Annotated in this window: 15 protein-coding genes and 2 tRNA genes; 5 read left to right on the forward strand and 12 right to left on the reverse strand. The window is 72.4% G+C overall.

Annotated features, from left to right (window positions below):
* Positions 1 to 47 precede the first annotated feature (47 nt).
* Positions 48 to 1,706: a hypothetical protein gene (locus K2224_RS23430; protein ID WP_221908480.1), complete on the forward strand. Its 1,659-nt coding sequence runs from the start codon at positions 48 to 50 to the stop codon at positions 1,704 to 1,706.
* A gap of 116 nt (positions 1,707 to 1,822) precedes the next feature.
* Here K2224_RS23430 and K2224_RS23435 read toward each other — a convergent pair whose 3' ends face one another.
* The 6 genes from K2224_RS23435 to K2224_RS23460 all read right to left on the reverse strand — a co-directional run bounded on the left by K2224_RS23435 (position 1,823) and on the right by K2224_RS23460 (position 8,579).
* A complete protein-coding gene (locus K2224_RS23435) occupies positions 1,823 to 3,019 on the reverse strand; it encodes a YncE family protein (protein WP_221908481.1) in 1,197 nt (398 codons plus the stop codon).
* Positions 3,019 to 3,801, reverse strand: a complete 783-nt coding sequence (locus tag K2224_RS23440) for a polysaccharide deacetylase family protein (protein WP_221909891.1) — start codon at positions 3,799 to 3,801, stop codon at positions 3,019 to 3,021. Before K2224_RS23440 ends, K2224_RS23435 begins: the two co-directional genes overlap by 1 nt.
* Before the next feature lie 116 nt (positions 3,802 to 3,917).
* Positions 3,918 to 4,475 carry an HIT domain-containing protein gene (locus tag K2224_RS23445; protein WP_221908482.1) on the reverse strand — a complete coding sequence of 186 codons (558 nt, stop codon included), beginning with the start codon at positions 4,473 to 4,475 and terminating at the stop codon, positions 3,918 to 3,920.
* 174 nt (positions 4,476 to 4,649) lie between these two features.
* Entirely contained in the window at positions 4,650 to 6,632 is a 1,983-nt protein-coding gene (gene thrS / locus K2224_RS23450; RefSeq protein ID WP_221908483.1) for a threonine--tRNA ligase, read from the reverse strand.
* Between the two features lie 103 nt (positions 6,633 to 6,735).
* Complete coding sequence (locus K2224_RS23455; RefSeq protein ID WP_221908484.1) at positions 6,736 to 7,992, reverse strand: hypothetical protein; 1,257 nt, start codon at positions 7,990 to 7,992, stop codon at positions 6,736 to 6,738.
* Positions 7,992 to 8,579, reverse strand: coding sequence for a DUF4365 domain-containing protein (locus K2224_RS23460; RefSeq protein ID WP_221908485.1), 588 nt, complete (start codon positions 8,577 to 8,579; stop codon positions 7,992 to 7,994). The genes K2224_RS23455 and K2224_RS23460 overlap by 1 nt, the downstream gene beginning before the upstream one ends.
* A 226-nt stretch (positions 8,580 to 8,805) precedes the next feature.
* Here K2224_RS23460 and K2224_RS23465 point away from each other — a divergent pair, with 226 nt between their 5' ends.
* Positions 8,806 to 9,531: an exonuclease domain-containing protein gene (locus K2224_RS23465; RefSeq protein ID WP_221909892.1), complete on the forward strand. Its 726-nt coding sequence runs from the start codon at positions 8,806 to 8,808 to the stop codon at positions 9,529 to 9,531.
* 137 nt (positions 9,532 to 9,668) lie between these two features.
* Here K2224_RS23465 and K2224_RS23470 read toward each other — a convergent pair.
* The 3 genes from K2224_RS23470 to K2224_RS23480 all read right to left on the reverse strand — a co-directional run bounded on the left by K2224_RS23470 (position 9,669) and on the right by K2224_RS23480 (position 10,450).
* Positions 9,669 to 9,740, reverse strand: a tRNA-Val gene (locus K2224_RS23470).
* An 81-nt stretch (positions 9,741 to 9,821) separates the two neighbouring features.
* Positions 9,822 to 10,292, reverse strand: a complete 471-nt coding sequence (locus K2224_RS23475) for an SRPBCC family protein (protein WP_221908486.1) — start codon at positions 10,290 to 10,292, stop codon at positions 9,822 to 9,824.
* An 86-nt stretch (positions 10,293 to 10,378) separates the two neighbouring features.
* Positions 10,379 to 10,450, reverse strand: a tRNA-Val gene (locus tag K2224_RS23480).
* A gap of 377 nt (positions 10,451 to 10,827) precedes the next feature.
* Between K2224_RS23480 and K2224_RS23485 the strand changes: the two genes are divergently transcribed.
* The gene (locus K2224_RS23485; RefSeq protein WP_003959770.1) at positions 10,828 to 11,241 is read left to right on the forward strand and encodes an SsgA family sporulation/cell division regulator; all 414 of its coding nucleotides are present in this window, start codon (positions 10,828 to 10,830) and stop codon (positions 11,239 to 11,241) included.
* Positions 11,242 to 11,465: 224 nt separating this feature from the next.
* Complete coding sequence (locus K2224_RS23490; protein ID WP_221908487.1) at positions 11,466 to 12,032, forward strand: CGNR zinc finger domain-containing protein; 567 nt, start codon at positions 11,466 to 11,468, stop codon at positions 12,030 to 12,032.
* A gap of 77 nt (positions 12,033 to 12,109) precedes the next feature.
* Here the strand turns inward: K2224_RS23490 and K2224_RS23495 are convergent, their stop codons facing one another.
* On the reverse strand, positions 12,110 to 12,265 hold the full coding sequence (locus K2224_RS23495) for a hypothetical protein (RefSeq protein ID WP_018540225.1): 156 nt from the start codon (positions 12,263 to 12,265) through the stop codon (positions 12,110 to 12,112).
* Positions 12,266 to 12,333: 68 nt separating this feature from the next.
* The gene (locus K2224_RS23500) at positions 12,334 to 12,780 is read right to left on the reverse strand and encodes a hypothetical protein (RefSeq protein ID WP_221908488.1); all 447 of its coding nucleotides are present in this window, start codon (positions 12,778 to 12,780) and stop codon (positions 12,334 to 12,336) included.
* A 173-nt stretch (positions 12,781 to 12,953) separates the two neighbouring features.
* Here K2224_RS23500 and K2224_RS23505 point away from each other — a divergent pair, with 173 nt between their 5' ends.
* Positions 12,954 to 13,505 (forward strand): DsbA family protein, encoded by a 552-nt coding sequence (locus K2224_RS23505; RefSeq protein ID WP_221908489.1) that lies wholly within the window; start codon positions 12,954 to 12,956, stop codon positions 13,503 to 13,505.
* Between the two features lie 62 nt (positions 13,506 to 13,567).
* Here the strand turns inward: K2224_RS23505 and K2224_RS23510 are convergent, their stop codons facing one another.
* Entirely contained in the window at positions 13,568 to 14,398 is an 831-nt protein-coding gene (locus K2224_RS23510; RefSeq protein ID WP_221908490.1) for an N-acetyltransferase, read from the reverse strand.
* Between the last annotated feature and the right edge of the window lie 33 nt (positions 14,399 to 14,431).

Genomic DNA, 14,431 nt, shown 5'->3' on the forward strand with positions numbered 1-14,431 from the left:
AGTCGGGTAGAGCGCATCAGCGGATACGTGCGTGATGGGGGCGGGTAGTGGTGGACGGCTTCGACTTCAGTCCGGGGGCGCAGGTCCCCATCTCGGGGGGCGCCGGGCAGACGGCGGCGACCCAGGCCCTGGCCTCGGCCGCCTATCGCGACAGCCCGTTGACCGACATCTCCAAGGCGGACTCCGACTCCGGCACCTCCGAGGTCAAGAAGCCCAAACTGTCGCTGTTCGCGCCCAACCTCGGCGAGGCGTTCTCCCGCGCGGTGCAGGTGCGGATGCTCGGCGGCGGCCGCAAACCGCTGATCCAGTCCTTCGGCACCGAGCCGCAGACGATCGTCGAGCACTGCCTGTCGGCCACCCGCATCCGCAAGCAGCGCGACACCCGGCTGACGGTCCTGATGGTGGTGTGCGGGCTGCTCTTCCTGCCCGGTGTGCTGCTCTGGCTGGGCGCCTTCCAGCTCCGGAAGATCTTCTCCAAGGACGGCGAGGGCAACGGCATCTCCCTGCTGGGCGGCACGATGCTGACCCTGCTCGCCGGCGCCGGCCTGTTCTTCATGGTCAAGCTGCCGTTCACCGGCTTCTGGCCGCTGTACGCCCGCGGCATGGTCATCGCCCCGATGGTGGGCTGGTGGCTGGCCAAGCAGATCTGCGAGCGGACCGCGGTGACCCTGCGGGAGGCGTGGAAGGGGCTGCTGGAGGGCGGCGGCGTCGCCGCGAAGATCCCCGAGGCGGTGCCGCAGAACCCCGACCACACCTCCGCCGAGACCCTCCGGCACAACCTCGCCAAGGTCTCCGCCGAGCAGCGCAGCAACGTCATCTTCTACGCCGGCCCCAAGGGCATACTCGGGATGGGCACCCGCTGGGGCAGCTGGCAGCTGGCCGAGGAGCTCCGGCCCGCCCAGGAGGGCACCGACATCCACCCGTTCCGCAGCTGGGACGTCATCCGCGCGATCCACGACCGGCTGCGCCTGCTGGAGCGCAGCCCGCTGCACACCGGCGGCTTCCAGCAGCCGCCGTCCGTCCGCCACTGGATCGTCTCCCCGGTGGGCGAGAAGGCCAAGGCCGTCGCCCGCCCGGACGGCAGCCACGTCGACGGGTACGAGGTCCGCGGCCACGAGATAGAGCGGATCTGCAACGAGCAGCAGTTCGGCGCCGGCAACCGCCACTACCTCGGCGTCCAGTTCGTCCTGTGGGACGGCCAGTTGGTGCTCACGCTGATGATCACCGTCACCGTGCTGCACGAGACGCTGCGCATCGAGGTCAGCGGCTACGCCCTCGGCCCGGTCAACTCCCTGTTCACCAGCAAGCCCGAGCCCAAGACCAAGGACGTCGCCAAGGTCGTCCGGTTCTGGGAGACCAAGACCCAGACGCTGCCGCTGATCGAGCCGTCGGAGGTGGTGCGGCTCGCCGCCCGCGCCCCGCTGACGTGGTTCCCGCCGGTGCTGGACTTCCTCGGCGGCAAGCTCGCCCTCCCCGAGCCGTTCGGCCTGCGCCACGTCTGGGCCGACAAGCCCTGGCGCCACCGCTTCATGGCCGACGACGCGCTGCGCGCCGCGACCCCGGTGCTGCGGGCGGTGCACGCCGCGGCGCTGAACGTCCTCAAGGAGCACGGCGTGAACACCGAGCGGTTCGACAACCGCTCCCTGGTCCTCAGCGGCATGGTCCAGGGCGCCGAGCCGCACAAGGCCGACGAGTACAACGCGTAGGCACCGCCCCGCGCACCGCACGGACGGGCGCGCGCACGGCTTCCGCCGGGCGCGCGCCCGTTTCCGTCCCCCGGCCGGAACGACCGGACCCGGCGGGCCGGCCGGACCCGGCGGGCCTAGCGGAAGATCCCGGTGTGCCCCAGCGAGTACCGCCCCGGCTGCGGATAGACCGCCAGCCCGTGCGGCCCCTCCCCCACCCGGATCTTCGACAGGGTCTTCCCCGTACGGGTGTCGAGCGCGTACACCTCGGAGTTGTAGCGCCCGGACAGCCACAGCACCTTGCCGTCCGCCGAGACCCCGCCCATGTCCGGGCTGCCGCCGCCGCGGATGTGCCACTTGTCGACGAGCTTCCCGGTCCTGAAGTCCAGCAGCGAGACGGAGCCCTCGCCCCGGTTGGAGACGTACATGGTGCGGGAGTCGCGGCTGACGTAGAGGCCGTGCGTCCCCTTGCCGGTCGGCAGCAGCTTCGGCCGGCCGAAGGCGTCGCCGTCCAGGATCCACACGCCGTCGGCCATCATGTCGGCGATGTACCAGGTCCGGCCGTCCGGCGAGATCTTCACGTCCTGCGGCATCGCGCCCTCGAACGGCAGCTTCTGCTGGGCGACCACCTTCATCTTCGCGGTGTCGACCTTGAGCAGTTCGCCGGAGAACTCGCAGGAGACGATGAAGTACTTCCCGTCCGGCGAGAAGTCGGCGTGGTTGACGCCCGCGCAGTCGACCGGCAGGGTCTTGCGGATCTCCATGGTGTGCGGGTCCCGGAACACCAGCTGCCGGTCCATCGACGCCATCACCACGGCGTACTTCCCGTCCGGCGTGAAGTAGAGGTTGTACGGGTCGTGGACCTTGACCGGCTTGCCGGCCTTGCCGGTGGACGGGTCGATCGGGGTGAGGTCGTGCCCCCGGTTGTTGTTGACCCACAGCGTCTTCATGTCCCAGGACGGCACCACGTGCTGCGGCTGCACGCCCACCGGGATCGTCTCGATCACCTTGTACGTCCTGGGATCGATGACGCTGACCGTGTCGGAGCCGGTGTTGGGCACGTAGATCCGCGACGGGTAGTTCCTGACCTGCGGCGCCAGCCGGTTGGGCCGGTCCGCGGCGTACAGGTCGTGCTGGTCCAGCAGCGGCGGCATCCCGGGCAGGCCCTGGGCGACGGCCTTGTGGGGCGAGGGTCCGGCGGGCTGCGAGGCGGACTGCTCCCCGCCGCCGGCGCAGCCCGCCGCCATCAGGGCGCAGGCCGCGAGGAGCAGCGCCGCCCGGCGGTCGGGGCGGGAGCCGGTCGGGCGGGGGTGGGTACGGTTCCGGTCAGCCATCAGGTCACTAGCTCCGTTGTCGTCACCGCGCGCAGACCGCGCCGGCGGAGGCCGTCGAGGATCGGGGGCAACGCGGCCACCGTGCCGGCGTGCCCGAGGTGGAGACTGACGACCGACCCCGGGCGGATGCCGTCCAGGACCGTGCGCTGGACGGCCGGGGCACCGGGGTCGTTCGCGTCGAGGGAGTCCACGTCGTACGACAGGACGTGCGGGTAGCCCGCCCGGCGGGCCAGCTGGATCACCTGCCCGGTGGCCCGCCGGGTCTGCGACGGGCGGAACCAGCTGCCGATGCTGCCGGTGAGTTTTTGCAGTCGGTCGGCGCACTGGCGGATCTCGGCGTAGGCGGCGTCGGCGGGCAGCGCGCAGATGTTGCGGTGGTGCATGGTGTGGTTGCCCAGCTCATGGCCGCCGTCCAGGACGCGGCGGGCCATCGCGGGCTGCTCGTCGAGCCAGTCGCCGACCGCGAGCACGGTGACCCGGGCACCGGCCCGCTCGGCCTCGCCCAGCAGCGCCTTCGCCAGCCCGGGGTCGCCCCGGCCGTGGAAGGTGAGGGCGACCGCGTGGCCGTTCCGCGGTCCGTGGTCGATCTCGGGGGGCAGGCCGGGTGCACGGGTCGGCGGCCGGGCGGCGGGGTGCCGGGCGGGCGCGGGCCGGCCCGTCCCTTGGGGGCTCGGTCCGTCGGCGGCCCGTGCGGCGGTGGCGGCGGAGTCCGCCGACCGCTGCCGGTCGCAGCCCGACACAAGCGCACCGGCGGCCGCGGCCGAGGCGGCCGCGCGCAGCACGGAGCGACGATCCAGGGAGGTCACCACCCCATTAGAGGGGCAAGATTTCCCAATCGGGGCGATTTATACGATTCATCCGGGCGCGTGTCGCCCCGTTCACCCGGCGTGCACGGCGCCTACTCCGGCCAGGCAGCGGCCAGCATCGACCGGGTGTCGGCGAGGAGTTGGGGCAGCACCTTGGTGTGCCCGACCACCGGCATGAAGTTGGTGTCACCGCCCCAGCGGGGGACGACGTGCTGGTGGAGGTGGGCGGCGATACCGGCGCCGGCCACGCTCCCCTGGTTCATCCCGATGTTGAAGCCGTGCGCCCCGGAGGCGGTGCGCAGCGCCACCATCGCCCGCTTGGTGAAGTCCGCCAGCTCCGCGGTCTCCCGCTCGTCGAGCTCGGTGTAGTCGGCGACATGGCGGAACGGGACGACCATGAGGTGCCCGCCGTTGTACGGATAGAGGTTGAGCACCGCGTACACCCGCTTGCCGCGGGCGACGACGAGGCCGTCCTCGTCCGACTTCGAGGGAATGGTGCAGAACGGACAGCCGTCGTCGGCGCCCGGGCCGCTCGGCTTGTTCTCCCCCTGGATGTAGGCCATCCGGTGGGGCGTCCACAGGCGCTGGAAGGCGTCCTGGGTCCCGACTCCGATCTGCTGTTCCGGCTCGCTTGTCATACGGGCCAGCATATTGCTTCGCCGTTCGGCGGCGGGCCGTTGGGGCGGGCCTCATCGGGCACCCCGCGCGAAGGCCCCGGGGAGCGGATGCTCTCCCGGGGCCCAACCCCGCTTACGCGGGGACAACGGCACCTTGGCCTTGTGCGCCTTCCGAATCGGATCACCCCCGCTTACGCGGGGCACACCTCACAGCTGAATCCGGCGCTCCACCACATCAACGAGCTTCCGCAATGCCTCGTCACGCGGGATGCCGTTCTCCTGCGACCCGTCGCGGTAGCGGAAAGACACCGCCCCGGCCGCCATGTCCTCATCACCCGCGAGGATCATGAACGGCACCTTGCTGCGCTGAGCGTTCCTGATCTTCTTCTGCATCCGGTCCGAGGAGGAGTCCACCTCGACCCGCAGCCCCTTGGCCTTCGCCTCCGCGGCGAACTCCGCCAGGTACGGGACGTGGGCGTCGCCGATCGGGATGCAGGTGGCCTGCACCGGGGCCAGCCACGCCGGGAAGGCACCCGCGTAGTGCTCCAGCAGCACCGCGAAGAACCGCTCGATGGAGCCGAACAGCGCCCGGTGGATCATGACGGGCTGCTGCTTGGAGCCGTCCGCCGCGGTGTACTCCAGGCCGAAGCGGGCGGGCTGCTGGAAGTCGACCTGGATCGTCGACATCTGCCAGGACCGGCCGATGGCGTCCTTCGCCTGCACCGAGATCTTCGGGCCGTAGAACGCGGCGCCGCCCGGGTCCGGGACCAGCGGCAGCCCCTGCTTCTCGGCCGCCTGGCGCAGCGCCTCGGTGGCCTCCTCCCACTCCGCGTCCTCGCCGATGAACTTGTCGGACTCCGGGTCGCGGGTGGAGAGTTCCAGCTCGAAGTCGTTCAGGCCGTAGTCGCGCAGCAGGTCCAGGACGAAGGTCAGCAGGCTGTCCAGCTCGTCCGGCATCTGCTCCTTGGTGCAGTAGATGTGCGAGTCGTCCTGGGTGAAGCCGCGGGCCCGGGTCAGACCGTGCACCACGCCCGACTTCTCGTAGCGGTACACCGTGCCGAACTCGAAGAGCCGCAGCGGGAGTTCGCGGTACGAGCGGCCGCGGGCCTTGAAGATCAGGTTGTGCATGGGGCAGTTCATCGCCTTGAGGCGGTAGTTCTGCCCGTCGAACTCCAGCGGCGGGAACATCGCCTCGCCGTAGTTCGGCAGGTGCCCCGAGGTCTCGAAGAGGGCTTCCTTGGTGATGTGCGGGGTGTTCACGAACTCGTAGTCCGACAGCTCGTGCCGCTTGCGGGAGTAGTCCTCCATCACCCGGCGGACGACACCGCCCTTGGGGTGGAAGACCGCGAGGCCGGAGCCCAGCTCCTCCGGGATGGAGAAGAGGTCCAGCTCGGCACCGAGCTTGCGGTGGTCGCGCTTCTCGGCCTCGGCGAGGAAGTCCAGGTACGCCTTGAGCTCGTCCTTGGTCGGCCAGGCGGTGCCGTAGATGCGCTGGAGCTGCGGGTTCTTCTCGCTGCCGCGCCAGTAGGCGGCGGCCGACCGCATCAGCTTGAAGACCGGGATGGCGCGGGTGCTGGGCAGGTGCGGCCCGCGGCACAGGTCCTTCCAGCACAGCTCGCCGGTCTTGGCGTCGAGGTTGTCGTAGATGCTCAGCTCGCCGGCGCCGACCTCGGCGGAGGCGCCCTCGGCGGCGTCCGCGGCGGAGCCCTTGAGGCCGATCAGCTCCAGCTTGTACGGCTCGTCCGCCAGCTCGGCGCGGGCGTCCTCGTCGGTCACCACGCGGCGGGCGAACTTCTGGCCGCGCTTCTGGATCTCCTGCATCTTCTTCTCGATGCGCTTGAGATCGTCGGGGTGGAAGGGCTTCTCGACGTCGAAGTCGTAGTAGAAGCCGTCCTTGATCGGCGGGCCGATGCCGAGCTTGGCCTCGGGGAAGAGCTCCTGGACGGCCTGGGCCATCACGTGCGCGGTGGAGTGCCGCAGGATGTTCAGGCCGTCCTCGGAGGTGATCTCCACGGGCTCGACCTCGTCGCCGTCGGCCAGCTCGTGGGTGAGGTCCTTCAGCTCACCGGCCACCCGTGCGGCCACCACGCTGCGCTCGCCCTGGAAGAGGTCGGCGGCCGTAGTGCCCGTGGTCACCACGCGTTCTTCCCGCTCGGAATCACGCTGGACGGTCACACGGACGTCTGACACCGGTCTCTCCTGACTCATGTCTTCACTCGCGTCAGCGTTTGCTGCGCCTCCGAATCGTACCGAGCCGCAGGACCGCACCGCGAAACGGCTTCGCCCCGGCCGCTCAGGCATCCGCCGCCGGCCCGCCGCACACCTCGCCGTCCTCGCCGTATCCGCCGTCCCCGGTGCCCCCGGGCCCCGCGGGGTCCGTCCAGAGCGCCTTCAGCAGCCGGTCCCGGTCGGCCGGATCGACCTGTACGGGGGTGACGTCCCGGCCGCCGGTGATCCGCCGGAAGCCGCCCCGGCGCTCCAGTCGGCCGCTGACCCGGATCGGCAGCCCGGCCAGGTGCGCGTGGCCGGCGATCCGGTAGTCGTCCTCCCCCAGGGCCGCCCGCACCTGCCCCACGTCCGCCCCCGTGATCACCCGCAGCCGCACCGACCCCGGGCCGTCCGGCCGCTCCCGGCGCAGCCGTACGACGGTGCCGGTCACCCGCACCGGCAGCGACGGCTCGGCGCGGACGTAGCGCTGGGCGGCCTGCTGGAGCGCGGGAAGGTCGCCGGGCGAGAACTCGACGGGTTCCGGGCGGGCCGCGAACCCGGCCGGGGTGCCGGCCGCCGGCGACCAGGCGATGGTGATCCGCACCCCCTCCGCCCCCCGCACCAGCGCGATCAGCGCCTGTGCCAGCTCGTGGCAGACGCCCAGCCCGACCGCCGCGTCGAACGCCTCCATGCCGCCGGTGGCCCGCTGGTAGTCGGTGGCGTCCCGGGCCGCGTGCAGCGCCCGCTGGAGCCCGGCGACCGCGCCGCGCCCGGCCCGGACGGGGACGAACGCGGCCAGCCGGCGGCCGGCCGGGGCCGGACCGACCAGCACCTCGCCCAGGAAGCCGGCGGCCCGCCGCTGGTACCGGGCGCCGTAGTAGCCGGCGCGGGCATAGCTGCCGAGCGCGCCGGCCGTCAGCAGGGCGCGGGCCGCGCCGCGCAGCTGCTCCTGCGCCACCCAGTGCGCGGTCCCGGGACCGCCGTCGGGGACCTCGCGCTCCCAGCGGACCTCGTCGCTGGGCACCGCCAGCCCGACCAGCACCTCGCGGGCCGAGGGCGCGGCGCTCCGCTCCAGCGCCGCCAGCGCCTCGGCCAGCAGCTCGGCGCTGTCGGGGAACCGGCGGTCGTGCGGCACCAGCAGGCTGGTGCCGGCCGCCCCGTCCGGTGGGGTCCAGCGGGCGCAGCGGCCGACCGCCGCGCCCCGGCGCCGCCAGCCGTGCCGGGCCAGCAGGGCGCCGAGCACCGCCGGATCGAGCCGTGCGGGGTCCGGCGGCGGCGCACCGTAATCGTCGGTGGGGCCGTAGTCGTCGGTCGGGCCGTGGTCGTCGGTCAGCCGGTCCATCAGGGTCTCCCTCCCGCCCCGACCCGCGTCATGATCTCGCGCAGCGCACGGTCGTCGAAGATCCGCGTGGTCGGGATCCGCACGGTGGTCCTGCGCCGGCCGGTCACCGGATGGCCGGCGAGGTTGATCCAGTAGCAGCAGTGCCGCAGTTCGAGGTGGTCGTGCCCGGCCCGCAGCCAGTCGTCCGGATCCCGCGGGACGAGCATCACGACGAGGATCTTGTGCACCGCCACCGGAGTGCGGGCCAGCTTGACCAGGTGGTCGTTGTCGAGCGTGAAGCCGAAGGTGGGCCCGGGCGGGCGCGGGGCGGTCTGGTAGGTGCACTTGAGCTGCACCTTGATGGTCACCTCGTCGTCGACGGTGTGGCCGGGCGCGGCATGGCTGACGTGCCAGTCGATTCCGTTGTCCGGGAAAGGCTGTGCCAGTGAGCACCCGGAGGCGGCGGCGACCGCGTGCAGGTAGCCCACCTGGAGGGTTTCCATGCAGGCGGTGGTGGCCAGGCCACCGCGCCGCGGGGTGAGGGAGGGCCGGGGGTACCGCCCGCTTGCGGGGGACAGCCCGCCCGGTTCGGGCTGCGCGAGGGTCATCGCGGATGCCTTCCGGGCCGTGCCGAATCGATGTGTCCGGGCGGCGGGGGCGGAGCCCGGCGTGGGAAGCCGCCGGACCGCGCGGTGCGCGCCGTCCCGTCCTCTGTGGTTGTCTCCGCGTCAAGCGGCCCGCAAACAAGGGCGGTTCGAGCCGTCCTCACCCCGGGTATCACCAGCTCGGGTGACGTGCACCGTCATCCCCCGTACGACCGCGAGGAGTTGGATGATGCCGCGCTGGTATGACGGTCCACTTGCCGCCTTCGACACCGAGACGACGGGCATCGACGTCGAGCGCGATCGCATCGTCTCCGCCGCCCTGGTCGTCCAGGAGACCCCGCGCGCCGCCCCGCGCATCACCCGCTGGCTGGTCAACCCCGGGGTGGAGATACCGGAGGCCGCGACGGCGGTGCACGGCCTGACGGCCGATCACCTCGCGCGGCACGGCCGCTGGCCGGCACCGGTACTGGAGGAGGTGGCCCGCGCGCTGGCCGCCCAGGCGGTGGCCGGCCGCCCGCTGGTGGTGATGAACGCCCCGTTCGACCTGACGCTGCTGGAGCGGGAGTTGAAGCGCCACCGCGCCAGCTCCCTGAACGCCTATCTGGGCGCACACCCGCTGCACGTCCTCGACCCCCGCGTCCTGGACAAGCACCTGGACCGCTACCGCAAGGGCCGCCGCACCCTCACGGACCTGTGCGCGCACTACGAGATCGAGCTGACCGACGCCCATGAGGCGGCCGCGGACGCGGTGGCCGCGCTGCGGGTGGTCCGGGAGCTGGGCCGGCGCTTCGCCGCCCGGCTGGAGGGCCTTCAGCCCGCCGAGCTGCACACCCGGCAGGCGGTCTGGCACGCGGCCCAGGCCCGCGGCCTCCAGGCGTGGTTCGCCCGCAGCGGCACCCCCGAGCCCGTCGACCCGCACTGGCCCCTGCGACCGGAACTCCCCGCCGCGGCCTGATTCCCCCTCGGAAATTCCGGCGGAATTCCCAACTCCGCTGCAACCGAACCGAATTGACTGTTCGTGAAGTGCCACTGCCGGCACACCGACAAAAAAAGAACCGGACCGTCTTCCGACGGTCCGGTTCATGATCCCGGTGGGCGATACTGGGTTCGAACCAGTGACCTCTTCGGTGTGAACGAAGCGCTCTCCCACTGAGCTAATCGCCCGGGTCCCCGCGAGGTTTCCCCCGCGAACGACCTGAACAATACAGGCCGCCAGGCCCTTCCATCAAATTCCGTTCCGGACCCTCACCCACGGGCCAGCCAGGCCGCCAGCCCGCGCCGCCCGGCCCGCATCATCAGCACGTGGTTGAGCCGGAACAGCGGCCGCCCCAGCAGCACCCAGCGCCGCAACCCCGGCTTGCGCACCTCCACGTCCTGCTCGAACACCGCCCGGGTGCCGCCCTCGCCGGGCACGATCGTCCACCGCGCCCAGCCGGCCAGGTCCCCGCGCATCCCGATTTCCAGCACCCCGGCACCCGGGTCCCGCCGGGTCTCGCTGGCCACCACGACCAGGTCGTACGGCAGGAAGGACCGGAAGCGCGCGATACCGCTGCGCTCGTCGAGCGAGGCGACCTCGCGCACCTGCGGCCACCAGCGGGGATACGCCTCGACCCGCTCCAGCACCGCATAGACGACGGTGGGCGGGGCGTTCAGCAGCCAGACGCTGCGGAAGCGGTAGCGGTGCAGACGGCACGGCCGGCGTGACGTGTCGGGCATGATCCCAGTGTGCGCCCCGACGCCCCGGGAAAGGCCCAACAACCGCGAAGGCCCGGAGACTTGAGTCTCCGGGCCGTCGTCCGGGGTGGGCGATACTGGGTTCGAACCAGTGACCTCTTCGGTGTGAACGAAGCGCTCTCCCACTGAGCTAATCGCCCGGGCGCACCGCCAACATTACCGCACGTCGGAGGCGCTCCCGACCACGGCGGCGGCCCCGGCCAATCTTGCGCCGGCACGGACCGGCCGGCCCCGCACCCTCGTCCGTGCACCGAGGCCAGGAGCCCGGCACGCCGAGCCGACGGAGATCATCGCGAAGCGCTCCCCGCTCCATTACTCTGCGTATTCGTGCCGCCCACGCAACGGACATGATCCGCTGGCCGAAATACCGCCGGGGACGATCACGCAATCCGCCGTAAGAGGTATCTGAAGCCACCCAAAACCGGCAGAGGGGTTTACAACGGCACCGTAGGTGGCATGTCGATTTCGCCGACGTGCGAATCCCCGAGCGCACACTGAGCGAAAGGCCCTGGCGCTTATGAACACCACGGTCAGCTGCGAGCTGCACCTGCGCCTCGTTGTGTCGAGCGAGTCCTCACTGCCTGTACCCGCGGGCCTGCGGTATGACACGGCCGATCCGTATGCCGTGCACGCCACCTTCCACACCGGAGCCGAGGAAACGGTTGAGTGGGTCTTCGCCCGCGACCTCCTCGCGGAGGGCCTGCACCGGCCCACGGGCACCGGAGACGTCCGCGTCTGGCCGTCCCGGAGCCACGGACAGGGCGTCGTCTGCATCGCCCTGAGCTCCCCGGAGGGGGAAGCCCTCCTGGAGGCCCCGGCGCGGGCGCTGGAATCCTTCCTGAAGCGAACGGACGCCGCCGTACCGCCCGGTACGGAGCACCGGCACTTCGATCTCGACACCGAGCTCTCCCACATCCTGGCGGAGAGCTGAGACGCAGTACGCACACTTTCCGCATCCATCCGCTCACGCTTGCGACCGTCCGACTCGGGGAGACGGCGCAGGACCGACAAGTTCACACGGCACACTTCGGCGCCGTCGCCGCGGACCACCGCGGGGACGGCGCCGAGGCTTGTCCCAGGCGCTAGAGTCGGCGACCACTCGCCAACGACACCGGGGCGGCACCGGCCGACCCCACCCGGCCAGGGAGCGGAACCGTGCTGATCACCCATGACACCCGGTGCGCGCTGGACGCGGTCGTCGACCTGCTGAACACCGCGCCCGAGGGGGACTCCCCCGGCGCCCCGGACAGCCTGACCGACCTCGCGACGCTCGCGGAGTTCGTCCGGCGCAACCAGGTCAGCGACGTGGGCTCCCTCGGGCCGGGCGACCTGGCGGCCGTGCGGGCCGTCCGGGCGCGCTTCGCGGAGATCTTCGCGGCCGGCGACGACCGCACCGCGGCCGCCCGGCTGAACACACTGGTGGCTTCGGCGGGCACCACCCCGCAGCTGACCGACCACGACGGCTACAACTGGCACGTCCACTACTTCGCACCCGGCGCCTCGGTCGCCGAGCACCTGGCCGCGGACGGCGGGATGGCGCTGGCCTTCATCCTCGTCGCCGGGGAGCGCGAGCGGCTGCGGCGCTGCGAGGCACCGGACTGCCGGCACGCCTTCGTCGACCTCTCCCGGAACCGCTCGCGGCGCTACTGCGACAGCCGGACCTGCGGGAACCGGCTGCACGTCGCGGCGTACCGCGCCCGGCGGCGGGAAGCGGCGGGCTGAGCGACGGCGGCCGGGGCCGGGCACACGGCGGGCGCCGGATGCCCGTACGCCGCGACCGGACCGACCCGTGCCGGGCGTCAGAGGATGTACAGGTCGTGTACCGCGCCTAGGAGGAGCAGCAGGCCGATCACGGCCAGGAAGAGCATCAGCGGCGGCTGGGACAGCGCGAACAGGCAACCGCGGGGCTCGGGGGACGTGGCGTCGTCTTGGGCGAGGGCGCACTCATCGTTCATCTCGCGCGCATCATCGCGCAGATGATCGGCCCGGAACCCGCAATGGGCCGCTCAGCAGCGGGAGTTCATCAGATCCCGTGCTTTTTCAGGATCGCTTCGATGTCCGAGAAGTCATCCTTCGGAGCACTGTCCGAGGCCGGGGCCGCCGTGCTCCCGGGGGCCTTGCGGCCGGCACCGAGGGAGGGCACGGAGGCGGCCGGCGCCACCGCCGGCGCCTCGGAGGCGGCCGCTGCCCGGCGCTCCTTGCGGCCCGGTATCCCGCGGCGCCGCTCCGCCAGCCGGCTGATCATGAACAGCACCGCGGAGAGCGCCAGCACCCCGAATCCGGCCCAGACCGTGGGATTGAGGACGAGACTGGTGACCCAGTCGATGAGTCGCGTCATCGCCAGGCCGATCGGGATCAGAGCGAAGGCGGCGATCCGGGTCGCGGCCAGGAAGCGCTTGCGATAGGCGGTCAGCGCGGCGATGCCCAGGCCCGCTGCCGAGACCGCGGCACAGATCGTCGAGGTCAGCATCCGGTCCTCCTGCCGGTCGAAGGGGCGAGCGGGCGTTCCGCGCTCCCCTCCATCCTGCCCCCTCCGGCCCTGCACAGGCCATGTCCCGGCCCGGACCTCAGGGAGATCTCCGGGTCGCCCTCCTCCGCAGGTCCGGGTTCTTCCCCAGGCCGACGGGCTGGAAGACTGGCCGCATGAACGACGCCGCCGCCTCCGGCCCCACCAACCCCGTCAGCCCCGCCCGTCCCGTCCTCGACGTGTGGTGCGACCTCCAGTGCACCGACTGCACCACCGCCCTGAGCGACGTCCGGGCGCTGCGCGAGCGCTTCGGCGACCGGCTGGAGATCAGGCTGCGGCACTTCCCGCTGGCCAAGCACAAGCACGCCTACGCGGCCGCCCAGGCCGCCGAGGAGGCGGCCGAACAGGGCCGGGGCTGGCCGTACGTCGAGGCGGTGCTGGCGCGCGCCGAGGAGCTCGGCAGGCGCGGCGAGAGGGTGCTGCTGGACGTCGCCGGGGAGCTCGGGCTGGACGCCGAGGAGATCGACACCGCGCTGGTCGACGGCCGGCACCTGCTGACCGTGGACGCGGACGAGGCCGAGGGCAAGGCGATCGGGGTCACCGGCACCCCGACGTACGAGATCGGCGGCGAGCGGCTGGACGGCGGCAAGAGCCAGGAGGGCCTGCGGGCCCGGATCGAGGAGATCGCCGACCGGCTGCTGGCCGGACAGGACACCGCGGCGGGCTGAGCCGTCACGGCCCGGCGGTTCCGGCCGGGCCCGCAGGAGACCGGGCCGGTCGGCGGACCGCGTCAGAGGATCGGCTTCCACAGGCGGTACGCCGTGGGCCGGTAGCCCAGCGAGCGGTAGAGGCCCAACGCCGGGGCGTTGTCGGCCTGCACGTTGAGCGCCAGGGAGGAACGGCCCGCGGCCAGGGTCTCCCGCTCGGCGACGAGCATCAGGCTGCGGCCGTGCCCCTCGCCCCGGTGCTCGGGCGCCACCCGCACGTCCATGACGTAGCCGCCGGGCTGCCCGGGCAGCCGCAGGGCCAGCCACAGCGTGCCGACGTCGGTGCCCTCGTGGGCGAGGACCCGCAGCACATGGCCCGGGGTGGCCGCGCCCTCGGGGAGCAACGCGTCGTGCTCGGCGGGCACGGTCTCCTCGGCGCGTTCCCGGGACATCCCCTGGGCGGTCTGGTGCCCGACCCGCTCGGCGATCGCGGCCTCCCGCCAGGCCGGGTACCCGGCCTCGTCCAACGGCCGGTCGGTGCTGCCGTCGGGGAGTCCGCCCGGGCGGGTCAGGGCCCGGGACAGGATGCGGCCGCGTTCGGTGTAGCCCAGGGCCGCCGAGAGCCGTACCGCGGCCTCGGCCTCGGCGGGCACGGTCAGTTCGATCTGCCGGCAGCCCCAGCCGCGCAGCACCTCCTCGGCGGCCAGCGCGGCGACCGTGGCGCGGCCGCGGTGCCGGTCCGGGGCCGCCACGCCCAGGGCCTCGATCCGGCCGGCGGTGGGCCCGAACCGGGCGTCGGTGGCCAGCTGGATCCCGCCGACCCGGCGGCTGTTGACGCAGATGTCGTAGGGGCGGGACCGGCGGCCGTCGTCGTGTCGTACTTCGGGGCCCGCGGGGCGCAGCGTAGTGGTCACGAGGACTTTCTACTCGCCCGCCGCGGGCCCGTC

This window comes from Streptomyces sp. BHT-5-2 (genome assembly GCF_019774615.1).
Taxonomy (GTDB): domain Bacteria; phylum Actinomycetota; class Actinomycetes; order Streptomycetales; family Streptomycetaceae; genus Streptomyces.

What these genes read in the sequence shown, in the direction of transcription:
- K2224_RS23435 (WP_221908481.1), bottom strand. Translation starts at nt 3,019, where the DNA reads ATGGCTGACCGGAACCGTACCCACCCCCGCCCGACCGGCTCCCGCCCC.
- K2224_RS23445 (WP_221908482.1), bottom strand. Translation starts at nt 4,475, where the DNA reads ATGCTGGCCCGTATGACAAGCGAGCCGGAACAGCAGATCGGAGTCGGG.
- K2224_RS23455 (WP_221908484.1), bottom strand. Translation starts at nt 7,992, where the DNA reads ATGGACCGGCTGACCGACGACCACGGCCCGACCGACGACTACGGCCCC.
- K2224_RS23460 (WP_221908485.1), bottom strand. Translation starts at nt 8,579, where the DNA reads ATGACCCTCGCGCAGCCCGAACCGGGCGGGCTGTCCCCCGCAAGCGGG.
- K2224_RS23465 (WP_221909892.1), top strand. Translation starts at nt 8,806, where the DNA reads ATGCCGCGCTGGTATGACGGTCCACTTGCCGCCTTCGACACCGAGACG.
- K2224_RS23475 (WP_221908486.1), bottom strand. Translation starts at nt 10,292, where the DNA reads ATGCCCGACACGTCACGCCGGCCGTGCCGTCTGCACCGCTACCGCTTC.
- K2224_RS23485 (WP_003959770.1), top strand. Translation starts at nt 10,828, where the DNA reads ATGAACACCACGGTCAGCTGCGAGCTGCACCTGCGCCTCGTTGTGTCG.
- K2224_RS23495 (WP_018540225.1), bottom strand. Translation starts at nt 12,265, where the DNA reads ATGAACGATGAGTGCGCCCTCGCCCAAGACGACGCCACGTCCCCCGAG.
- K2224_RS23500 (WP_221908488.1), bottom strand. Translation starts at nt 12,780, where the DNA reads ATGCTGACCTCGACGATCTGTGCCGCGGTCTCGGCAGCGGGCCTGGGC.
- K2224_RS23505 (WP_221908489.1), top strand. Translation starts at nt 12,954, where the DNA reads ATGAACGACGCCGCCGCCTCCGGCCCCACCAACCCCGTCAGCCCCGCC.